Source organism: Arthrobacter sp. NPDC055138, assembly GCF_053607305.1.
This window is the reverse complement of record NZ_JBSGTH010000008.1, coordinates 61,060-82,546: the sequence shown is the minus strand read 5'-3', so window position 1 is coordinate 82,546 and position 21,487 is coordinate 61,060. Positions and strand designations below refer to the sequence as shown.

17 protein-coding genes and 1 tRNA gene are annotated in these 21,487 nt (G+C 59.9%); 6 read left to right on the top strand and 12 right to left on the bottom strand.

Going from position 1 to position 21,487, the window contains the following annotated elements:
- Positions 1–1,502 precede the first annotated feature (1,502 nt).
- The 3 genes from ACWF5H_RS17765 (at position 1,503) to ACWF5H_RS17755 (ending at position 6,435) form a co-directional block, all read left to right on the top strand.
- Positions 1,503–3,140, top strand: a complete 1,638-nt coding sequence (locus ACWF5H_RS17765; RefSeq protein ID WP_452038513.1) for a stealth family protein — start codon at positions 1,503–1,505, stop codon at positions 3,138–3,140.
- Positions 3,137–5,299 carry a glycosyltransferase family 4 protein gene (locus ACWF5H_RS17760; RefSeq protein ID WP_452038511.1) on the top strand — a complete coding sequence of 721 codons (2,163 nt, stop codon included), beginning with the start codon at positions 3,137–3,139 and terminating at the stop codon, positions 5,297–5,299. The genes ACWF5H_RS17765 and ACWF5H_RS17760 overlap by 4 nt, the downstream gene beginning before the upstream one ends.
- A gap of 152 nt (positions 5,300–5,451) precedes the next feature.
- Positions 5,452–6,435: an acyltransferase family protein gene (locus ACWF5H_RS17755; protein ID WP_452038509.1), complete on the top strand. Its 984-nt coding sequence runs from the start codon at positions 5,452–5,454 to the stop codon at positions 6,433–6,435.
- A gap of 462 nt (positions 6,436–6,897) precedes the next feature.
- Here the strand turns inward: ACWF5H_RS17755 and ACWF5H_RS17750 are convergent, their stop codons facing one another.
- The 9 genes from ACWF5H_RS17750 to mptB all read right to left on the bottom strand — a co-directional run bounded on the left by ACWF5H_RS17750 (position 6,898) and on the right by mptB (position 15,678).
- Complete coding sequence (locus ACWF5H_RS17750) at positions 6,898–8,514, bottom strand: stealth family protein (protein WP_452038507.1); 1,617 nt, start codon at positions 8,512–8,514, stop codon at positions 6,898–6,900.
- Between the two features lie 66 nt (positions 8,515–8,580).
- On the bottom strand, positions 8,581–9,042 hold the full coding sequence (locus ACWF5H_RS17745) for an adenylyltransferase/cytidyltransferase family protein (RefSeq protein WP_452038506.1): 462 nt from the start codon (positions 9,040–9,042) through the stop codon (positions 8,581–8,583).
- Positions 9,043–9,137: 95 nt separating this feature from the next.
- Complete coding sequence (locus tag ACWF5H_RS17740; protein ID WP_452038505.1) at positions 9,138–10,013, bottom strand: glycosyltransferase family 2 protein; 876 nt, start codon at positions 10,011–10,013, stop codon at positions 9,138–9,140.
- 50 nt (positions 10,014–10,063) lie between these two features.
- The gene (locus ACWF5H_RS17735; protein WP_452038504.1) at positions 10,064–10,888 is read right to left on the bottom strand and encodes a CDP-alcohol phosphatidyltransferase family protein; all 825 of its coding nucleotides are present in this window, start codon (positions 10,886–10,888) and stop codon (positions 10,064–10,066) included.
- The gene (locus ACWF5H_RS17730; RefSeq protein ID WP_452038502.1) at positions 10,885–11,961 is read right to left on the bottom strand and encodes a glycosyltransferase family 2 protein; all 1,077 of its coding nucleotides are present in this window, start codon (positions 11,959–11,961) and stop codon (positions 10,885–10,887) included. The genes ACWF5H_RS17735 and ACWF5H_RS17730 overlap by 4 nt, the downstream gene beginning before the upstream one ends.
- A complete protein-coding gene (locus ACWF5H_RS17725; RefSeq protein ID WP_452038500.1) occupies positions 11,961–12,752 on the bottom strand; it encodes an ABC transporter ATP-binding protein in 792 nt (263 codons plus the stop codon). The genes ACWF5H_RS17730 and ACWF5H_RS17725 overlap by 1 nt, the downstream gene beginning before the upstream one ends.
- A complete protein-coding gene (locus tag ACWF5H_RS17720) occupies positions 12,736–13,584 on the bottom strand; it encodes an ABC transporter permease (RefSeq protein WP_452038499.1) in 849 nt (282 codons plus the stop codon). Before ACWF5H_RS17720 ends, ACWF5H_RS17725 begins: the two co-directional genes overlap by 17 nt.
- 85 nt (positions 13,585–13,669) lie before the next feature.
- Positions 13,670–14,101 (bottom strand): DUF3224 domain-containing protein, encoded by a 432-nt coding sequence (locus ACWF5H_RS17715; RefSeq protein ID WP_136786981.1) that lies wholly within the window; start codon positions 14,099–14,101, stop codon positions 13,670–13,672.
- Positions 14,102–14,145: 44 nt separating this feature from the next.
- Positions 14,146–15,678 (bottom strand): polyprenol phosphomannose-dependent alpha 1,6 mannosyltransferase MptB, encoded by a 1,533-nt coding sequence (gene mptB / locus ACWF5H_RS17710; RefSeq protein WP_452038498.1) that lies wholly within the window; start codon positions 15,676–15,678, stop codon positions 14,146–14,148.
- Positions 15,679–15,886: 208 nt separating this feature from the next.
- On the opposite strand from mptB, the gene orn reads away from it, so the two are divergent.
- From orn to def, 3 genes are all read left to right on the top strand, one after another.
- Positions 15,887–16,501, top strand: a complete 615-nt coding sequence (gene orn, locus ACWF5H_RS17705) for an oligoribonuclease (protein WP_452038497.1) — start codon at positions 15,887–15,889, stop codon at positions 16,499–16,501.
- A gap of 151 nt (positions 16,502–16,652) precedes the next feature.
- Positions 16,653–16,725: transfer RNA gene (locus ACWF5H_RS17700), tRNA-His, on the top strand.
- A gap of 148 nt (positions 16,726–16,873) precedes the next feature.
- The gene (gene def, locus ACWF5H_RS17695; RefSeq protein ID WP_452038495.1) at positions 16,874–17,446 is read left to right on the top strand and encodes a peptide deformylase; all 573 of its coding nucleotides are present in this window, start codon (positions 16,874–16,876) and stop codon (positions 17,444–17,446) included.
- A 70-nt stretch (positions 17,447–17,516) separates the two neighbouring features.
- Here the strand turns inward: def and ACWF5H_RS17690 are convergent, their stop codons facing one another.
- The 3 genes from ACWF5H_RS17690 to ACWF5H_RS17680 form a co-directional block, all read right to left on the bottom strand.
- Complete coding sequence (locus tag ACWF5H_RS17690; protein ID WP_452038493.1) at positions 17,517–17,717, bottom strand: hypothetical protein; 201 nt, start codon at positions 17,715–17,717, stop codon at positions 17,517–17,519.
- A 101-nt stretch (positions 17,718–17,818) separates the two neighbouring features.
- Positions 17,819–19,279 (bottom strand): glyceraldehyde-3-phosphate dehydrogenase, encoded by a 1,461-nt coding sequence (locus ACWF5H_RS17685; protein ID WP_364650782.1) that lies wholly within the window; start codon positions 19,277–19,279, stop codon positions 17,819–17,821.
- 370 nt (positions 19,280–19,649) lie between these two features.
- Positions 19,650–21,305 (bottom strand): L,D-transpeptidase family protein, encoded by a 1,656-nt coding sequence (locus ACWF5H_RS17680; RefSeq protein WP_452038491.1) that lies wholly within the window; start codon positions 21,303–21,305, stop codon positions 19,650–19,652.
- Positions 21,306–21,487 lie beyond the last annotated feature (182 nt).

Below are 21,487 nucleotides of genomic sequence, written 5' to 3'. Positions count from 1 at the left end.
CCGCGCCGGGATGATCATCGATGAGCCGACCTTGACGACAGCCAGCGACGTGGACCCGCCCGGTGGCTGGTTGCGGCGGAACACGATCAGATCCCACCGCGACCTGGACAGCACCGGCTCCATCTGCACCGTAGTAGCGGCGTCCACGATGTCAACGACGCCAGCGGTCCATTCCGTGCCGGCCGCGATGCGGGCCTACAAAACCTGCCCCGCCAAGACACAGCGCCCAGCGCCGCTGACGCTGACCGGAAGACGCACCGCCGCATCGTTTGTTCGGTGGTGAAGCGGTCGATGGAAGCTGGGGCTACCGACCCTGCCGGTTTCACAGTGTGCAGGCGACGCGTGGCCCGTTTCAGTATGGCGGGAAGGTCGCTGACCCCTCCGGTGACTTCTACCTGACTAAGCAGGAGAAGTAGGCTCTGGGTGCCGGCGCTCAAAAGGCATCCGGCGTGCAGGTTGCTGGCCCCTGTCTGCCGTGGTGCAGTCTGAACATGGGCGCCAATTATTGCTCTTGTGGGGCTGATACTGCTGGTGCGCCGACCTATGAGGGTGGCAGCAATGATTAGCCCGCTGAGCATGATCCCGGACTCGTGGAAGACCAGCGTATCCGTGATCTGTGGTGGTGGTCGCACTCCGAAGGGTCACCCGATTCCGAGCCAGGAGATCCCGGTTACTGACTGCTTAGCGGGTCCGCGTGCGTCGTCTGATCCGGTGGATTGGGTGTGGTGGATTCGCGGGCGGTCCTCTACAGGGGTCCGGGGTTCGTGTTTGAGCCGGCTGATCGTGTTCGTGTGGAGGGTTCGCCGATGGCTGATGCTGCACCGGCCATCGCGGAAGCGCCCTTTCCAAATCTGCAGCCCTGAACCTCCAGTGCTCGACGACGACGACGTGACGGTGTGCTGGACCACAGTAGTGCGCGCCGCACCTGATCAAACTGCTGCTGTTGGCCATGACCCCAACGGGGTGCGCGGGAGAAGGCCCTCAATAGCGATGCTCTCATATGGCGAAACGGCTGCTGGCCAGTGGCAAACGCTCCCTGATGCCCGACATGCGGCTTCAGCAGCTTCACTCGGTTTCGGGTGGACTGGCAGACCCCAACAAGTCGATGAAGATGATACCGGTGACGGCCTCCTACGCCTTTGCCGCGTCAGTAGTCCTACGGAACCCGTGAGGCCGTCCCGGAACTCCGAACTGGGGCTGCCATCACGCGAGGCTCTACTTAGCACTGATCGGCGACAACAAGAACCTACAGTCGTACACCGGAATGGCTGGAGCAACGGCCGCAAATCCATCATCCGCGAGTTGTGGAGTCTGTCTTGCCAGTACCAAGACTAGGAAGCTCCGATTTAGTGGGAACACGCAGTACCCCTACAATTATATCGGAACTGCCAACCGCCGCCAGCAGTGTCACGCACTCCACCACCCTGAATTCCTCGGAATTCCGCTTGACTCCGCCCGTTTGCAGTGATGCATTTCGAAAGATAGAGATTGAAATTTTGAGCATGATTGAGTCAGAAACGATTGCCTCGACTGATCAGCCTGCTGTGCTGGAGGGCGAGTTGAGAATCGGAAACGTTGATCTTCACGAGCGATTTATTAGAGCTGTCGGGAACGTCACGGCAATGCGAGCGGTTGAACAGAACTTCCTACGCCTAGCTTCTATTCTCGATCAGAATGCAATTTCCTATTTCTGTGTGAGGAGCTTGGAGAAGTATCGGGCGGTCGTTGGAGTGAGACTGTCCGATAGACCCAGCGTCCTTCGTGCACTTCAGGGAACTGAAGGGGCAGATGCCCCCTACATTCGGCAGATGGTTCCCGCTGTCCGCGTACCAGTCCCAGCTCAGCTTGCCTCGGACACCGGCACACTCCACAGGTACGGCGCAGCCGACGTGCTGCGTACGACGTGGTTCTATACGGACGCTTCCGGCTCGATCACCTTCGGTGAGGAGTACGGCTGCGAAATCGAATTTTGGTCCAGTGAATTGTTGGCGCCTGATGAGCCTAAGGACGGCGAAGAGACCGAAATGCGGTTGGTCTCGCCCCGACCCAATGCTGTAACGCGCAAAATCCTTGATTCTGAAGTCACCGTACTGCATCCCTTTAGCCGCTTCACTAGGCTCAGACCAGCTAGTTCCAACGTTTCCGAAGTACCGACCGTTGGCACCATGACTGTCGATCTCGTCGATGATGTCCGCTTCCCTATCGACATCGTTTACACGTGGGTGGACAGCAACGATCTCAGGTGGCAGTCCGCAAGGGCAGCCCATCTGGGCACAGATCACCATGAAGAGGCAACCAGTGTCTCTCGGTATATCAATCGAGATGAGCTGCGCTTTTCTCTCAGGTCCATCCATCAGTACGTTCCCTGGGTGCGAAACATCTACATCGTCACCGCCAGCCAGACTCCTTCCTGGCTGGACACAACGGTTCCTGGCGTAACTGTCGTAGATCACCGTGAAATCTTTGCTGATACATCAAATCTTCCAACTTTTAATTCGCATGCCATAGAAAGTCAGCTGCACAGAATCCCTGGGCTTTCTGAACATTTTCTTTACTTGAACGACGACATGTTCTTTGGCCGCCCCGTGTTGCCCCAGACCTTTTTTGGTGGCAATGGAGTGGCGAAATTTTTCACGTCTCCGTCGCGCGTACCGTTCTGGCCCTCGGGACATCGAGACACACCCGTCGATCAAGCCACAAAGAACGGACGTCAGCTGCTGCACAAGGAATTCGGAGTTCAACAAGCGCAGGTAATGGAACATGCTCCCTATGCACTTCGAAAATCTGTACTCGAGGCCATGGAGGATAAACACCCTGAGGCCTTCGGGGTAACGGCAGCAAATAGGTTCCGTTCCGCTGAAGACTACAACATTCCATCGAATCTCGCGCACTACTATGGGTATCTCACCAACAATGCTATCCCCGGGGGGATCAGCTTTTCCTACATTGGCTTGTCCGTCACAGATTTGGGGGATCGACTCAGCCGATTACTTGCCAGGCGAGACCGTGATGCCTTCTGCTTGAATGACACATTTACTCGTGAAGAGGAACTAGTACAGCAGTTGAATGTTCTGAATCCATTCCTCGAATCGTATTTTCCGACACCGTCGCCCTGGGAGAAGGAGATTGTCGGACAGTGAAGATTCTATTCTTGGCGCACAACATATACGGAATTGGCGGAACTGTGCGCACAGTAATCAACCTCGCAGAGGCGCTGGCTGAACGCCACGAGGTAGAGATAGCATCTGTCTTCCGTCGTACCGACGAAACAAAACTACCAGTTTCCAGAAAAATTAGGATAACTGGCATCGTGGATACGCGCCCGGGCGTCCCGAAAAACCACCGAGACGACCCTCGGAAATACGATCCAAGCAGCAAGGTTCCGCCTTCAGAGGAATTCTACGGTCAGTATTCGCGTCTCACCGATGAACTCACTGAGCAGTTTCTCCGAAGGACTACAGCAGAAGTCATCATAGGGACCAGGCCCAGTTTGAATTTGCTGGTCGCTCAATTCGCACCTAGCAAGGCGGTGCGAATCGCTCAGGAGCACATGTCGCATCTGACCATTCCGGAAGGGACCAGGGATGCCATGAGAACGTGGTATCCACGCATGGACGCAGCGATCACAGTTACGGAAGCCGATGCCCAAAGGTTTCGGGATACCACTCCTATTGCTGACCTCATTGTTGGTTCGATTCCAAATTCAGTTCCCGCGCCTCGGATAGATCCTTCGACACACACGAATAAGGTGATCGTCAGTGCTGGTCGCTTGGACCCTGTCAAGCGATATGATCTGCTAATCCACGCCTATCATCGACTGCATATGGCGGATCCCTCTTGGACACTTCGAATCTACGGATCGGGGCGCGAACATGCTTCACTCCAGCGATTGATCAACGAATTAGGTCTGGCGGGAAGGGCCTTCCTGATGGGGAGCAGTTCTTCGCTCGAGTCCGAGTGGGCAAAGTGCAGTGTGGCGGTCTCCTCATCTGACCGCGAATCGTTCGGCATGACGATAGTGGAAGCAATGAGAGCCGGGTTGCCTGTCATCAGTACGGACTGCCCAGACGGACCGCGAGAGATCATTCAGGATGGGCGGGACGGATTCCTTGTTCCAGTGAATGATGTCGATGCCTTGACAGAGAAACTCGCCGCTCTCACCGGCTCCGAAGATTTGCGCAAGGCTATGGGTTCAGCCGCCTTTGAAAGGTCCCAGCGCTTTGACCCAAAGGTTGTTGCGTCATCCTATGAGGAACTGTTTCACACGCTAGCGGTAAATCGCAGCTTCCCTAGCAGAAGGCTACGAGCGCAGATTAAGCGCGCGGAATCTGCCTCACTGGATCCGCAGACACTCGACGCTCATCACCTGCAGTTCGAGCAGTTGGCACGCTTGACCGCGAGAATTAAGCGAAAAATGGATGTTGCTGCAAATCATCCCAGTACCCCCTGGGGCAAAAAGAATCGCGCTAGAGTGGAAACCCGACTGGCTGAATGCGTTCTTCTAAACAGAGATTCCAGTCAGATTAAAGTGCGCGACTTGGCTAGTGGCTGGCAGGACACGTGGCTAATATTCCAGATGCGCAAGAAGAATCAAAGACCCCTCCGCTTACGTATGACTGAATCCCGGGACGTTCCTGGCACCTATTCCGTTCGCTTTCCCATCCAGACCATTGCTTCGAACGGGCATTGGGACCTCAGTGCGGAACAGCGGGGCAGGAAGATCCGTTTGATCGCTGGACTTCGTGATACACGGCACCTTCTCAGCACGGTCGATCTGGGACAAACGAGCCACATAACTCACGCGATACCTTACGCCGCGAAAGATGGCCTGCTAGCGATTCGATCTTGGAGCAAACGCCGGCATGCTGAAGTGTCTCAGATCTCCGTAAGTGGCGAGGCGATTAGCATCCGTGGCTCGACAAACGCCCCGCTCTCGAGCGCAACTCAGTGTTCTGTCCGTTTGTCTTTGAGACAACATGAGAACCGCACCCTTTATCTGCCGATACGTGTGACCAGCGATCACGAGTTCGAATTTGAAGTGTCCATTGACCAGCTGGTCGCCAAACGGTTGAGTACACATGACGATTGGGACGCTCATCTGATGTTGGGCGAAACCTCGATCCGTATCGCCAAGATCCTTGACGACATCGCCGAACGTAAGACCGTCGAGGTCTACCCTCATGTGTGTGTCAGACCAGAGGTGACAGAGTCCGCTCGTGATCTGCCCGTCCGGCGAGTTGATGTTCGCCCCTACTACTCGTTACGCAATGAACTGTCCCTGAGCGTAGTTGAACGGTGAGCTTGGGTATCACGCTAGAAGTGAACCTGCATTCGAGAGGCCGTCGTCCACGCATTCGCGGTATTTAAACGTCGTGACAGCGAAACGTAAAAGCTCGGCCTGGTGCCCGACGGAAATCCCAGAATAGATTGCAGTTTAAGCGAGGAAATCTTATGAGATCTGGAGCCATAGACACGGTACGTGTGATGGGCGTAATCGCTATCGTTGCTGCTCACTACTGGAACAACGAATATACACGTGCTTGGCTTTATTCTTGGCATGTTCCGGTATTCTTCTTCCTAACCGGGTATCTATGGAAGAACGGTAGGTCCATCCGGGATGAGGCGGGCAAGCGCTTTCATACCTTGCTCGTGCCCTACGGAGTCTGGCTCGCCATTTTGGGGGCGGGATTGCTATTGAAACTGGCTCTGGAGGGTAAATTTAGAGAATCGATTTTTTTCAATCTCCTTTGGGGTGGACAATACATAGGACGACCTTTCTCGGCTTTCTGGTTTGTTACCGCGCTGTTCGCAGTCGCCATTCTGATGCGCGTTCTCGAGAACTTCCCCAAATGGGTCGGGCCGGCAATCGCCATCTACGCTCTTGTAGCAACTTATGACCGCGGTGAAATCGTCGCTGGCGTCCCATTGAGCGTGGGGATTGCCTTTCCTGCGCTACTTTTCGTATACGCGGGGCAGTTTGCCAAGCTCTACAAGCCCGGGCTTCACATACGCGGAGCCGTTGGTCTCGTGTTACTGTCTGCTGGCCTCGTTCTCGCAACATTGGGCATTACCTCACCACTGGATATGAAACAAGGTGACTTCGGCACACCTGGATGGTCCGTCCTGGTAGCAGCGGCGATCAGCGCCGGTCTCGTGTGGTCTATTGAGTGGCTGATGACAAGCATTGGAGCGCAAGTCCACCGTGCAGCCACCGCGCTGGCACAAGTAGGGTTCCTCGTGGTGCTGACTCACATGGTGCCGCACTGGCTGATGGGAGTGGAGAATACTGGGACCATATTCGTATTTCTGATCGGCCTTGTCCTACCCTGGGTTGTGGCCTTGGCCATTCGGCGCACCCCCTTCGCCCGTTTCCTAATTGGAACAACGCCGATCCGGAGAAACGCATCCGTAAAACCGGACCCGATTCCAAGTTAGCAATAACTCGAGAAGGGCGCCGTTGGCTAAACTCCAGCTCATATATTCCCCATAGGACCGTCCTGCCCGCGCGAAAGCCTCTGCTTTCAGGAATTCGTGCAGATGAACACGGCTAGGGCAAGGGAGCGTTCACTGGCCTTGCTGAGGCTCGGCAGGCGCGGGCTTGGCCGACTTCCACGGCCTGGACTCAAGAATTTCAGTGACGGCCCAGTCTTCGCGGTTCATCTACCAGCAGGCTCGGCAGCGGTTCGGCCGCTCCTGATATTTTAGCGCGCCAGCTGGGAGCGCTGCCACTGGATGATGGTATTCCATCGCTTCGTGTACAGTGCTGTCTGGGGTCCGCTTCAGGGGTCTCGTCGCCCTGAGCCGTGGTGTTCCGTAGAGGGCATGTGGCGCGCAGCCCTAGGAAAGATCAGTTCTTCTTCAAGCCGACCTGAGGGAGCACCGCCCAGGCTCCGCGGGCTAAATGCGCGGAATCTCAAACTCGCTAGCGACGGGCAGGTACGAGGACAGGAAGCGGCGGATCAGCAGGTCCGACGCCTCTCGCTCTTCATCTGTCTGCTCGGTGGCTCCATCGTTAACACAGAAGGCATCGTAGCCGCGACTGCGGTTGATGATGCTCATGCGCCTCAAGCCATCCTCGGTTGCGGGGTCTACGTATTCGTAACGCAGCTTTCCAGGAACCGCTGCGCCGCTCGCTAGCGCATGATTAAGATACAGGGATCCTGCCGCAGCGATGTCGCTGGTAGTGCGGAAAACCGCTCCTCTGGTTTCTTTGAAGGCGGCTGGATGGCGGTCCTCAAGATCCTCCATAACCGAGACACGCAGTGCAGCAGCAGTATGGAAAAACTTCTGTGTCTGGACGACTCCGAAATCTTGGATGAGGATCTCACGCGCGTTCTTGGCGGCAGTGGACGAAGCAATTTCACCGATCGCGGGCGCACGGAAGTCAACAAGCGCCCGGGACTGGAAAACCTTGCCGACGCCATTGGGGTGGAAGAAGAGCTCGGAGGCAACGGGCCGACCCAGCAGCATGTCGTCATTAAGGTACAGGAAGTACTCTGACAGCCCCGGAATGCGGTGCAGGCAAGCTTCAATCGCGTGCGAGTTGAAGTTTGGCATTCCGGTTTCATCCGGCCAGATGTCCTTGTGGTCCACTATGTGTACCTTGGGGTTGCCCGTATTCAACCACGACGGCGTCTGGCCGGCCGTGACAATCCAAATGTTGTTTACCCACGGTGCGAACTGCTCCAGTGACCTCAGGCTATAGCGAAGCTCGTCATGGTCGGCAAACCGGGCGTCGTGGTGGGCGCGCTCGGTAAAGGCAGCTACATCCGCAACGCCGGCTGCCGCCGCCTTCTCCTCCAACCAGACCGGGTCCGTGCCGTCAACCCAGGTGTAGACAACGTCAACCTTGAGCTGCGTCCAAGCTAGATGGCCATAGGTGGACCAAACTCTGGGGATGCCCTGCTCATCGCAGTCCGCCGCCTCAACCGGTGAAAGGGATGTCGCCCGTTCAGTCCACACCGGCGGCTGGAGGATGCCCTGCTCATCCAAGTCCCAGAACTGAATGTCAACGCCCTGTTGAGGACCCGCTGTGAACGTGCTTTGCACGTTGGCGCGGACGTATTCCCATATCCGAATCGCCTGCGGAGAGCCAGCAGCACCTGAGCTCACACGTTTCACGATGGGGGCCGCACGGTTCTTCTCCGAGACAGCCGCGCAATACCATTGCCCCAGCTGGTCCGAGGACTTCAGCACACTCCAGGCGCGCTCTCTGTCTGAAGCTGCGACGCCGATAGCGGAGGGCTGGTTGCTTCTCCGCGGAACCACCCAGAAGGCGATCCCCGCGTCTTGAAGTATGTCTTTTGCCATCGCAAAGGTCTTCAGCCGCTGCTCCGGCAGTCGCAGCGCCGGATCGATCCGCCAGATCAACGGGACCCGGAAGTGGGTGAGGATGCGGTGATTCTCACTCAGTCCGGAACGTCGAGCGTGCCTGACAAAGGCCCTCGCCGAAACCTGCTTCGATGCCTCGGAATGAACCCTGCGCAGCACCCTCTGCACTGAATCCTTAACCATGGATGTCCCCTAAAATACTTCGTCCGGCACAAGTTTGAGCAGCGCATCGCGAGTGCTGCATGCTACTCAGCTCAGCTCCTTGACGATCTGGCTAATACTGTCCAAGGTGCGCTTCAGTTCCTCGACGTGGCGTTCGTCGAAGGCGCTGAGCACCCGCTTCATCTCCGTCGTGGAGATGCCGCTGGTCCTCGGCAGGTAGACGACTTCAACCTTGTCGCCCAAATCATCGAATTTCCCGCGCCAGTCTTCACCGATGCCAAAGACGTCGACGCCATACCTATCGATGTCATGACGTTTCTGCTCCCAGTTTTCCTCAGGGATCGCCAGATCAACGTAGCGAATGGCCTGCACGATCTCGATCCGCTGCTCAAAGGGGACGATAGGCTTCTTGCCCTTGACCGCGTTGAAGTTGTCGGTAGAAACACCGACGATCAGCCGATCCCCGAGCTCACTCAAGCGCCTGAGGACGTTCAGATGACCAACATGGAACAGGTCGAACGTCCCGTATGTGAGGACTGTCTTGCCCACGCCTACACCTCGAACCTTGAATTAACCTTTAATTTGCCTGTTAAGAGTTTAGGCTAACAATTCGATGAACCGGAGCCATTGCACAGCCGAGTTGCCTAGATCACAGGCCAACGGCCCGAAGCACCCATCCGGATGACGGTGGACCACTTCAGTTTTTGTCTGTTCTCCCCCGGCCCCCACGGGTCCTGCTGCCAGCCGGCACGCCAACCTGCGAACCACGGTTTGAGCTGTCCTCGATCCCGCCGGGAGCGCAGCAACTGGACCAGCGTCCAAGAGCCCACATACGCCCAGCTGAAGGGCCAGCGCAGGTTGCGCCGGGCTAACCAGACCCGGTTGCGGGCGTTGAGTCGGAAGAATTCCTCATGCCGGCGAGGATCAATCACGGGGTGTCCTGCGCGCAGGTCCCCGGCGTACCAGGTGCGGAAACCGGTGTCCCAGACCCGCCAGGCGAATTCAATTCCCTCGTGGGCGTACCAGAACGTAGACGGCCAACCGCCGGTGCGATCGAACACGTCGCGGCGCATTGCGATTGCCATCTCGACGACGGAGAACACGTTGCTTGACGCATATGCGCTGCCCTTCCACAGCCGCGGAATCCACCGCTGCGGAGCGCCAGGGTCCGCCGGGTCTTCGATCCGAGGCTGGACCATGCCGATGTCTGGCCGATCCCGGAACAGACGGGCGCAGGAGAGGAGGAAGTCATCATCCGGCAGCCAAGCGTCGTCGTCAAGGAAGAAGAGGTACTCCCCCGAGACCTTCGGTACGCCGGCATTGCGCCCGGCCGGAATCCCCAGGTTCTCCTCGAGGTGCAGGGACTTGAAGCCTGGGGGCAGTCCTTCGGGCTTCCAGCCGTTGCCGACCACAACCACATCCAGGCTGACCCCACGCTGCGCTTGAAGTGAGGCAAAGCCGCGTTGCAGATCCTCCGACCGCGTGCCCTGGGTCAGGATGACGACTCCAAAGGTGGGCATGACAGTGGAATCTCGGGGCGCTGTTGAACGTTTCTCCGGCACTGTGGCGCTCACTTACGTAGCCTCGGGGACGCCATAATGGCCACGAAGTGGCCGATGTTGACGAGCAGCACGGCTGGCACCATCACGTAGAGCAGCCAGCGCTCTCCCAACACCGGCACGCCTGCAACCAAGGAAACGACCGAGGCGGCCAAGATCAGCAGGCTCATTTCAACCGAATGCAGCACCCGGTGGAAGGGCAGGAACCGGGCCAATCGGCGCAGCCGTCCCACCAGAGTCGCGGACGGAACTGCCTTCGCCGCGGCGGTGTCCGGCAGCTTGTCCAGTCCGGCCAGCGCCCGGGAAGCGTGGACCATCTCGTTCTGTGCCTTGTTCAGCACGATCAGGAACGCCAGCACCGCACCAAGGAAAAGAAGGAAATACGCCTGTCCCGGACCACTGCCAAGCAAGCCAAGGTCCCCGAGGCAACGCAGCCCCAGCGCGAGGGGTATCAGCCCCTCGGTGGTGTAATGGCCGATCTTGTCCAGGAAGATGCCCTTTGGGCTCTGGGTTCCACGCCAGCGCGCCACTTCGCCATCACTGCAGTCGAAGTACAACTGCAGCTGCGAGAAGAACACAGCCAGCAGCGGTCCCCAGATCCCTGGGATGAGCAGGCAGGCGGAGATGGCCCAGCCGGACAGGATCATCAGCCCGGTAACGCCGTTGGCGCTGATGGGGGTGCGCACCAGCGCACTGGTCAGGTAGATGGAGATATGCCGCAGATACAGCTCGGCGGTCCAGTGCTCGGCATTCTTGCGGCTGCGTACCTCCGGCGGCTGGGCGACGGCGCGCAGCTGCTCGAGCGTGGGATGGGCCGGGCGGGTGGTGCCGGTCATGACTTCCTCCGACTGGTATCTACGGTGCCAGCGGCGCCGAAGAGCCGACCGCGAAGGTAGCCCAAGCCCCAGCTGATGTGAATGCCGGGTAGCACGGCCAGCAGGCGCAGCCGCTCCGGTTGGCGCAGATCCTGCTTCATGGTGGCGGCGGCGTAGGTCAGGCCCGCCCCGTAGAGAGCGGGTATCAAACCCGAAGCGGTTGTCGTGTACTTCAGCCATGCCGGCCCACGGCGGGTGGCGCCAGTGGCGGAGAGCAGACCGCCGGCAGCACCGGCAGCCAAGCCTGCCACCAATAGGGGCGGCAGGAAGTGCCGAACTGACTTACCCTCCTTGTGGCGGTTGGCTAGCTCCGCGCGCCAAATGCCGGCCGCGTAGAACTGCCGAACAAGCTTGCCGAAGCTGGCGCGCGGCCAGTAGGTGACCTTCAGCTCCGGGTCGAACCACACGTCGTAGCCGGCTTGGCGCAGCCGCAGGCACATGTCCCAGTCCTGTCCGCGCCAGAGGCTCTCCTCGAAAAGCCCAACTTCGTCGATTGCCTCGCGTCTAAAAACCCCGAGATAGGCTGACTCGGCCGGTCCCTCGGGCGCACCACTGTGATAGGCGGCGCCGCCGAGCCCCAGCGGGGAAACGTACGCCGCGGCCACTGCGCGCTGGAACGCTGTTTTGCCCTGGGCATCCATGAGACCGCCGACATCGGCCGCACCGGTGCGCCGCAGGGTTTCCACTGCGCGGGCGGTGTAGTGCGGTTCCAGTTCGGTGTGGGCGTCCACCCGAACGATGACTGGATACTTAGAGACTTGAAGAGCAAGGTTGAGGCCGGCCGGCGTCCGGCCGGTAGGGCTGGTGACGCTGCGGAGCCGCGGCTCCTGTGCCTGGAGTTCGGAAACGATCCGATTGGTGCCATCCGTTGAGGGGCCGAGGGCGAGCACAACTTCTTTGGGCCCGTCATACTCTTGCCCGAGGATGCTAAGGACGGCGTCCTTGATGTGGGCTTCCTCATTGAGGACTGGCATGATGTAGGACACGCCAGGGTGCTGCTCATCCAGCGGAGGCAAGACGGATGCAGAAGCCACTATTTCCTGGACTCCCTATAGGCGGCCACGACTTCCTTGGGGTCGCCGTCCATCTCCAGGACACCCTTGTTAATCCAGAGGACCCGGCTGCAAGTGTCGAGAATCGATTTCATCGAGTGTGAAACCAGAAATACTGTTCCCGCGTTCTCTCGGATTTCGCGGATCCGCGCCTCGCTACGATCCCGGAAGCGCCGGTCACCCACAGCCAGTGCTTCGTCCACAATCAGAATCTCATGCTGCTTCGATGCAGCAATAGCAAACTTGAGCCGTGCCTGCATGCCAGATGAGTACGTCCGCATCGGCAGATCAATGAACTCTTCCAGCTCCGCGAACTCAACAATGTTGTTGCGCAGCGCGTCAATCTCCTGCCGCGAAAATCCGAGCGCAAGTCCGCCCAATTGGATGTTCCGCTCTCCCGAGAGGTCCGGGATAAGAGCGGCGCCGACGCCCAGCAGATTCGGTCTTGAGGTCGCGTAGACGGCTCCTTGAGCCGGCGGAGTAAGACCCACAAGGGCCCGCATCAACGTGGACTTCCCCGAACCGTTCGGTCCGATGACACCGATGGACTCGTTCTCATAGGCGGTGAACGAGACCCCCTTGAGCGCATGCACCGTTCGAATCCGGCGGGCGGTTCGCTGAAGAAGCGATCGTCTGCTCCCCTTGACCTTCTTGCCGCCCGCATGTACGTAGTACTTCACGTGCAAGTCGTCAACGACGACCACTGGTTTGCGTCCTCCAGCGGCCACATCTGTCTCGGTCAATTCGCCTCCAGTACTAGTCAACGCGGCCATACCGCTCCTCCGCCACCCAGAAGAACAGGACGCCGGCGACGAGCATGCCGACTGACCAGATTGAAAAGTACAGCCAGTAGATGGGGTTGTAGTCCATCCCAGGCATGAGGATCCCCCTGGCAATGGAGAGGACCTCATGAAGTGGATGGAAGTCGAAAATCTTAACAGCCCAGGGATGTGATTTCAGGATGCGGTCGATGGCGAACAGTACACCGGAGGTGTAAAACAAGATCCGGGTGACGAGCGGTAGAAGCTGGGTCAGATCCCTAACATGGACCGTCAGTCTGGCGCCGATGAGCGCGACACCCAAATTGAAGACCGTGAAGATAGCAACTAACGGAATAATCAGCAGCCATTCGACGCTGATCGGCGCCCCCAAGATCAGGATGTAGACGAACATCACGGCGAGCATGGGCACGAGTGTCATCAAATTCTGGATCACTGTGGAGACGGGCAAGGTGATTCGCGGGAAGGCCAGTGACTGCACCAAGGCGCCGTTTCCCGTGATCGACTTAGCGCCGTTGTTCATCGAGCTGGCAAAAAACTCGAAGAGGAAAACGCCGATCACCACATACATCGGGAAGTTCTCCGGACGGTTTGCACCTTGCAGGATGCCAAAAATCGCCCCGTACATTAACGCGTTCAGCGTGGGCTTGATGAAGACCCAGAGCATGCCGAGACGGTTGCGCTGGTTGGAAGCCTCGATTTTTCCTCTCGCCATGGCTATGGCGAAGTCGCGTCGGGTCCATGCTTCCGAAAGGTATCTCAAAAGCGATGGCCGGGCGCCGACTCGGTGGAGGCGGTTTTCGCTCGCATATTCGGCAAGGCTCATGCCAGGTAGTTTCCCTTACTTACGCGTGGATGGCAGCGTCGCCATCCCTGAGGGACCGGCGGTGCACCTACCGAGTTTAGTTGATTCAACTCCGAACCGCGGACTCGTCCTCGCGAAAGAACACCCGCAGTTCAAGGCTGTGCTGCCCTGCTGCGTCCTGGACGTAGATGGCTTTCCCCACAATCCCTTCGAGGGCACCGGTGCCAGAGCCCGGAATGATGTGGCCGTCGCTGGCCGCGGCTTCGCCCTCGGCGAGGCCCCAGTGTTGGATCACCATGGTGCCTTCCCTGCCGTCTACCGATCCGGTGAAGACCTCGGACGCGACGTAGCCGGCGCCGGTTGCGTTGCCGGCCATCAGCAACTCGGCCCGGCTGGTGCCTGTGATTAACCCGTCAAAAACCTTGGTCACCAGAACCCGGCTCAGATCCGAGTTGGTCCCTTCGACTTCGTAAGGTTCGGGAACCCAGTCGGTGACATCAAAGTCTGCCGCGATGATGTGTTCGGCATCGTTGGTCATGGGCCTACGGTCTCCTTGGTAGGTGCCTGACGCAGTTCAGGGCCTCAGAAAAGGCGCTGGTCGTCTGCATCGGCGTATTTCTTGCGGAAGAGTTTGCGGGTTCTCGGGTCCAAGAACACCAGATACAAGGCGAAGGCGACCGCCACGATACCGGCAAGAAGCCGGGCTGTGTCCAGATCGAACTCGATGTACGGGAAGATATCCAACTGGTCTGTGATCGCGTAGATCATCAAGAACGACGTCACCGCATAGACGGTTCGAACCTGCCAGTCATTACGAATACCGGTAGCGGCGAAGAGCGGCAGCAGCCAAACGATGTACCAGGGCTGGATCATCGGGCCCAGCAGCACCACTGCGGCCAGTGCCAGCGCCAACCGCCGGACGATTCGATCGTAACTGCCGCGGAACATGGTGTAGAGCACTATGAGCACGGCCACGACCTTCCCGGCTGTGTACACGGACGCTTGCACGAAAGCGCCGTCGAACCCCAGTCCGCCGGAAATCAGCCCCAGCAGAATCCCGAGCAGGCCGACCGGTGCGTACCAGATCATCAGGCCGGCGCCTTGCTGGCTGAGCGCTCCCACCCAGCCGAAGCCGAGGCCGTTGATCACGCCCATGACCGCAAGCAGCCCGAGGGACAGGCCCGCGGTCATTGCCCAATAGCCGAACTTACGCGGCCAACTGGCACCCTTGCCCGCCCACAACAGCCCGACGAACGGCAGGAAAATCAGTGTGATCGGTTTGATGGCTATAGAGAGCGTTACCAGCAGAATGCCTAGCAGCACCCGCCGGGTGGCCGCGTAATAGAGGCCGGCCAAGGCAAGCCCGAGCATCAGGGCATCGTTGTGGATGCTGGCAATGAAGGTGGTCAGGAACAGCGGATTGGCGCAGGCCAGCCAGAGCGCGCGGTTCGGATTGATCCCGTGCAGTTCCGCGAGTTTCGGCCCGAAGTAGACGCACATCGCGGCGCCGGCGACGGCCAGGATCCGGAACATGACGATGGAGTATTCCGGGTGCCCGCCGCTGAGCCAGACGATGAACTCTTCCAGCCACAGGAAGACCGGGCCGTAGGGCGTTGGGCTGCGCGCCCAGAGATCGTCGGCGCCGGTCTGCAGGTAATTCTGTAGCTGGTCATACCCATCCACATAGGGGTTGAGGTTGTTGACCATGACCTTGCCCTGCGCGATGTAGGCGTAAACATCCCGGCTGAACAACGGGATGCTCAGCGCCAGGGGGGCGCCCCAGGCGACGATCGCGGTCAGCGTGGCCCGGCGTGCCTCGGCACCCCAGACGGTGAACTGCTGCCCCAGCCGCAACCACGCGCGAACCAAGATCATGCCGCCCAAGGCCAGCAGGATCACCGAGAGGATAACGCCGACCAGTTCCACACGAAGGAAAATCAGCAGCGGCCAGCGGCGCAGTTCGGACACCGAGGCCAACCAGCCGACCCCCAGCGAACCGAGGAACATCATCAGGGAACCGATGGTGCCTTCGACGATGCTCAGGCTGGACCGCTCCTTAACGTCGCTTCCATCCCGAGGGACGGAGGGCTCGGCCGTAGGTCTTTGGGCGGTCATCGTCTCGGCGGTCCAATCACTCCGGGGTCGGTACACCTGGTCCGGTGCGGTCATCGTCTCGGCGGTGGTCCGCACGCCTCAGAACGGTCAGGCGGACACATCAGCAGACAGCTGCTGATGGTGCTTTCTGCATGTTAGCACCGGGCACCTCGCCAGTCCGTGCCAATTGGTCCCGCGACGCAAGAGCAGGACGCGATACATTTGACGGGTGCCAATCTCTAACGAACATATTGTCTGGATCGACTGTGAAATGACCGGGCTGGACCTCGAGGCGGATGCGCTCATCGAGGTTGCCGTCCTGGTCACCGACTCGGAACTCAACGTTTTGGGCGAAGGAGTCGATGTTGTCATCAAGCCCAGCGCAGAGTCCCTGGCCCAGATGAACGACTTTGTTCGAACCATGCACACCACATCCAAGCTGCTGGACGAGTTGCCGCACGGCATGACCATGGCGGAAGCCGAGGACAAGGTGATGGAGTACATCACGCAGTGGGTTCCGGAGCCGCGCAAGGCACAGCTGGCGGGCAACTCCGTCGGTACGGACCGGACGTTCCTGGCCCGGGACATGCCCCGCGTCATCGACCACTTGCACTACCGGATCATCGATGTCTCCACCATCAAGGAGCTGTCCCGCCGCTGGTTCACCCGGGCCTATTTCCAGTCCCCGGCCAAAAGCGGCGGACACCGCGCACTGGGAGACATCAAAGACTCCATCAACGAACTTCGGTACTACCGCGAAGCAGTCTTTGTCCCCTCGCCCGGCCCGGACTCTGCCACCGCCAAGAAGATTGCGGCCGGAATCAACACCAGTCCAGCCGGCTAGATTGTTAGGTACGCCACTTTCCCCTAGGGAATGGGCTAAAGTGGCAAAAGCCAGATGAAAAGCATGTAAACTAGTCTGCGTTGCCTTACTGGTTGGAGACCGGCAGGAACCGCTTGAGCGGGGCCCGTCGGGAGGAACAAGAGGGCACATGGTGGGTATAGCTCAGCTGGCAGAGCGCCTGGTTGTGGTCCAGGAGGTCGCGGGTTCAATCCCCGTTACTCACCCCGAAGGTCCGGCAGCAGCCGGCAAGCAGAGCCGTCCCGCACGTCGGGACGGCTCTTTGCATGTCCCGCTGTAGCGGCAGCGTTCGCACAGCATCGTCGAGCCGGCGGTGTCAACGCCCGCTGAAGCCATCCTGATTGAAGGAGAAAAATGACTGTCCGCCCCGTCACCGTCACCGGAGAACCGGTGCTGCACCGCCGCGCCGTCGAGGTAGAGACCTTTGACGATGAACTCCGGGCCTTGATAGCGGATATGTTCGAGACGATGGACGAAGCCAACGGGGTGGGCCTGGCGGCTCCCCAGGTGGGAATTGGTCTGCGGATCTTCACCTATGAGTTTGCCAACGACGACGATGTCCCGCCGCGGGGCGTGCTGGTCAACCCGACGCTGGTGCTTGGCAAGGTTTCCGGCGCGGAACCTGACCCCGACGAGGAAAACGAGGGCTGCCTGTCCGTGCCTGGTCACAGCTACCCGCTGAAGCGGGCCGAGTGGGCCCGGGTCCGCGGGTTCGATGCGGACGGCAATCCGGTGGACTTCGAGGCAACAGGCTGGTTCGCCCGCGTGATGCAGCACGAATACGACCATTTGGACGGCAAGCTGTACATTGACCGGCTCAATGACCGGTGGAGCAAGCGCGCCCGCAAAAACATCCGGAAAGAAGGCTGGGGCATCCCCGGCAACACCTGGCTCCCGGGCGTCGATCCGGATCCGTTCGGCCACTGATCCTCTCGTCGCCGCACAGACGTTGGCGACCCGCTACGGCAACCTCCTGATCAGCCGCGGCAGGACGCCGTTAGCTGTCGGTGAGGCCCGACTTGTGGTCTTTCTCGCAGCGGCGTAGGTCCTCCAGCGTAATGTCGCGCAGCCGTTTAAGCTCATCGATGCGCTTCTCCGGTATGCTGCCGCGGGCGTATGCATCCTCCGCCGCATGCAGCAGCCGCTCGGCTTCCTTGTGATTGGCCTGTGCCTGTTCCCACCGCGTCATCTCAACCATGCCGCCATTGTAGGAACGCCGTCCGGCTAAAAGCCATAGCAAAGGCCGGCGGCATTCACTGCCGCCGGCCTCCGCCGTCGTTATTGCTGGATAAGCGTGGGTTAGACGGTTTCCGCCACCGGCTCCATCACGGCCGGGAAGATCTTCGGGTTGACCCCGGCGATCTCTTCCAGCACGCGGACCACCTGGCAGCTGTAACCGAACTCATTGTCGTACCAGACGTAGAGCACGGCGTTCTTGCCGTTGGCGATGGTCGCCAGACCGTCCACCACGCCGGCGCGACGCGAACCGACGAAGTCGGTGGACACGATTTCCGGCGAGTTGACGTAGTCAATCTGCTTGCGAAGATCCGAGTTCAGCGACATGCCGCGCAGGTACTCGTTCAAGCCTTCCTTGGTGGCGTCCTGCTCCAGGTTCAGGTTCAGGATGGCCATCGAAACGTCCGGGGTGGGGACGCGGATGGCGTTGCCGGTCAGCTTGCCCTCGAGCTCCGGCAGGGCCTTGGCCACGGCCTTGGCGGCGCCGGTCTCGGTCAGCACCATGTTCAGCGCCGCCGACCGGCCGCGTCGCGTGCCCTTGTGGAAGTTGTCGATCAGGTTCTGGTCGTTGGTGTAGGAGTGGACCGTCTCCACGTGGCCATGGGCGATGCCGTACTTGTCGTTCAGGGCCTTGAGCACCGGCGTGATGGCGTTGGTGGTGCAGGACGCCGCGGAAACGATCTTGTCGTCGTCCGTGATGTCCGAGTGGTTCACACCGTGCACGATGTTCTTCAGGCCGCCCTTGCCCGGTGCGGTCAGCACCACCCGCGAGACGCCCGGGCACTGCAGGTGCTGGGACAGGCCGGCTTCATCGCGCCACTTGCCGGTGTTGTCCACCACGATGGCGTCCTTGATGCCGTACTGGGTGTAGTCCACCGACGCCGGATCATTGGAGTAGATGAACTGGATCAACGTGCCATTGGCCTGGATGGTGTTGTTCTCTTCGTCCACGGAGATGGTGCCGTCGAACGGTCCGTGCACGGAGTCGCGGCGCAGCAGGCTGGCGCGCTTGATCAGGTCATCGTCGCTGCCCTTGCGGACCACCACGGCGCGCAAGCGCAGTCCGTGGCCGCCACCGGAGTGTCCCACCAGGATGCGGGCCAGCAGGCGGCCGATCCGGCCGAAGCCGTAGAGCACAACATCGGTGCTGGTGCGCTCGTCCGCACCGTGTTTGCCGACGATGTCCGCCAGTTCGGCGCGGACGAAGTCCTTCAGGTCCGTGCCGTCAGCCTCATTCTTGAACTTCACCAGCAGGCGGGCCAGGTCGACCGAGCCGGCGCCGAGTTCCAGCTCGCTCAGGGCCTGAACCACCGGGAAGGTTTCTTCCAGCGGCAGTTCGGCGTCGTCGATTTGGCGGGCGAAGCGGTGCGCCTTGAGGATGCCAACCACGGACTGGTTGATCAGGCTGCGCCCGTGGATGGAGGTGACCACGTTGTTTTCCCGGTACAACCGACCGATCATCGGGATCATCGCTTCGGCAAGGGCCTGGCGGTTGCTCCACGCATCTAGGGTCGACTCTGACATCTGGTTCACAGAATTACCTTCCTACATCAGCCGGGTTCTCCCTCGAGCCCGGTTGTCACCGCCGTGGATTTTCACGACGACGCCGCTTTCGCCCGACCTTCTGTCCGGTTCCGGCGGCACGCCACCGCCAACTGCCGGCGGGAAGCTTTCAGGTCTGCACGGTTTGGCCGCTCGTTGCCAAGCGACGCCAGTCACGCCTACCTGCTATCCATTCTAGGGACTGCTTGAGGCACCGGCGTACGCCTGCGGGTGAACTGCCTCACGTTAACGGGCATCGACCTGTTCGCCGCATGATGCCGTCTGGAGGTGGAGAGAGTGACGGCGGCGCTTCCCCGCCTGGGGAAAGCACCGCCGTCACCGGCTGAAGCGGTCAGGCTTTGAAGATGTCTTTGCGGACGCCCATGATGATTCGGTCGCCGGGGTCTGCCGTCTTCAAGTAACGGACAACGTTTTTCAGCTCCAGCGCGATGCAGCCCGCGGTCGGAACGGGGTTGGCATGCAGGAAGATGGCGAAGCCTGCGCCTTGCTTGATCTTTTGCCCCGGTCCCCTGTTGTAGTCGATCACCGCGCCTTGACGGTAGTCGCCGGTGGGAAGCCGCATATAGAACCACATGTTCTCGTCGGGCCACCGTTCGTATCCTACGGAGCCGGATTCGTAGTACTTGTTGTAGGAGGAGCCACGAGTGCCCGACCATCTGGACTTCTTGTTCAGCTTCTTGTACTTGAGATCGGTGCCGGGGTTTCCTTCACCGAAGGCTTCGTGGACCGTGAAACTGCCTTGCGGGGACCATCGGTACTGGGTGTGGCCGGATGCCACGCCAGGGCGCTTGAACCCCTTGAGTCCCACGGTGGCCTTGCCTGTCTTCCACTCCTGCTTGTAGATGGAACCGATCCGCACGCAATTAACGAAGCTCGCCTTGGCAGTGCCGTACTTCTCGGCGATGGTGAACGAGATGCGGTTGGCCCAGCCATGGGCATAGCGGGTCTTACCTGCACCGATCGCCCAGCATTCATTCTTTGGGTACATCACCGCCCCCACGCGGGCCGCTACCAGGGAGCCGCCCTGGAAGACCTGGGTGGTCTTGCCGCTGCGTTTCACTGCGTCCTGCATCGGGTAGCCCAGCTTGCCGTTCTGGCTGCCACGGGCCTTCCAGCTGTGGTTCATCTGCGCAGTCAGAATCCGAGCGCCCGTGGAGGATGAATACGCGACAGTTCCGTTCTGGAAAGTCTGGACGCATCCCTTGGCCTTGAGACCGCACTTCGGATCCGAGGTCGGGTAGCCCATGGTCCCGCGCTCGTATCCAGATGCCTTGAACTTTTTGTAAATCCGGTGCTGAAGGTCCATGCTGCGTGCCCCGGTTTTGGCCGTCCAATAGATGGCGACGCGCTGAGAGCTGTTGGCGGACGGGGCGTAGGTACGGACGCACCCATTGCCCACCAGCCGGCAGTTGAGATCGTTGACCGCAACCAGTTTCAGCTTTTTCGCCTTGGCATCGATGGCTTTTTTGCCCGCAACAATGTGCGCCGGCGTATAGGTGATGGTCCCGCCTTGGAAGCGTTGGGTGGCGCTCTTGTCAGAGCGAACCGTCATGTCCGCGACGGGGTAGCCGTACTTACCATTTTCAAACTTCGCGTCGCGATAGGTTTTGTAGATGGAGTGTTTGAGGTCCACCGCATGCGCCCCCGAGGCAGCGGTCCAGTAAATCGCCACCTTCCCATTCCCAGCTGCATCGGTGTAGGTGCGGACGCAGCCGTTGTTCTTGAGCGTGCAGCGGAAATCATTCAGCGGTCGGAGCTTCAGCGCAGTCGCCCTCTTGCTGATCGCGGCCTGCCCCGCGGCCACATGCGGAGCTTCCGCCGCGGGGCTGCTCGTCTCCGGTGCTTCCTGGGTGGCACTTTTCCGCTTGGGCGAGGGCGAAGGCGAAGGATCTGCGTCCGGTGCTTCCTTCGTCGCCTCGGGCGGTGAGGGAATCGCGGGCTGCCCTTGATCGGCGGGCGCTTCGGGCTTCACGGGCGCTGCGGGCACCGCCGGCTCCTCTGACGCTTTGTTGGACGGCTCGGCAGGATTCGAAGGCGCAGGGCTCGCGTCCGTCGCTGTCGGCTGAGGTTCGGGAGTTTCGACGGTCGGCGTCCCGGTAGGGACGGGGCTCCCGCTGGAGAGCGCACCGCTGTCCAGGGCGGAACCCGTCGGTGCGGGCAATTCGGTCG

What these genes read in the sequence shown, in the direction of transcription:
- ACWF5H_RS17765 (WP_452038513.1), top strand. Translation starts at nt 1,503, where the DNA reads ATGATTGAGTCAGAAACGATTGCCTCGACTGATCAGCCTGCTGTGCTG.
- ACWF5H_RS17755 (WP_452038509.1), top strand. Translation starts at nt 5,452, where the DNA reads ATGAGATCTGGAGCCATAGACACGGTACGTGTGATGGGCGTAATCGCT.
- ACWF5H_RS17750 (WP_452038507.1), bottom strand. Translation starts at nt 8,514, where the DNA reads ATGGTTAAGGATTCAGTGCAGAGGGTGCTGCGCAGGGTTCATTCCGAG.
- ACWF5H_RS17740 (WP_452038505.1), bottom strand. Translation starts at nt 10,013, where the DNA reads ATGCCCACCTTTGGAGTCGTCATCCTGACCCAGGGCACGCGGTCGGAG.
- ACWF5H_RS17735 (WP_452038504.1), bottom strand. Translation starts at nt 10,888, where the DNA reads ATGACCGGCACCACCCGCCCGGCCCATCCCACGCTCGAGCAGCTGCGC.
- ACWF5H_RS17725 (WP_452038500.1), bottom strand. Translation starts at nt 12,752, where the DNA reads ATGGCCGCGTTGACTAGTACTGGAGGCGAATTGACCGAGACAGATGTG.
- ACWF5H_RS17720 (WP_452038499.1), bottom strand. Translation starts at nt 13,584, where the DNA reads ATGAGCCTTGCCGAATATGCGAGCGAAAACCGCCTCCACCGAGTCGGC.
- ACWF5H_RS17715 (WP_136786981.1), bottom strand. Translation starts at nt 14,101, where the DNA reads ATGACCAACGATGCCGAACACATCATCGCGGCAGACTTTGATGTCACC.
- mptB (WP_452038498.1), bottom strand. Translation starts at nt 15,678, where the DNA reads ATGACCGCCCAAAGACCTACGGCCGAGCCCTCCGTCCCTCGGGATGGA.
- def (WP_452038495.1), top strand. Translation starts at nt 16,874, where the DNA reads ATGACTGTCCGCCCCGTCACCGTCACCGGAGAACCGGTGCTGCACCGC.
- ACWF5H_RS17690 (WP_452038493.1), bottom strand. Translation starts at nt 17,717, where the DNA reads ATGGTTGAGATGACGCGGTGGGAACAGGCACAGGCCAATCACAAGGAA.
- ACWF5H_RS17685 (WP_364650782.1), bottom strand. Translation starts at nt 19,279, where the DNA reads ATGTCAGAGTCGACCCTAGATGCGTGGAGCAACCGCCAGGCCCTTGCC.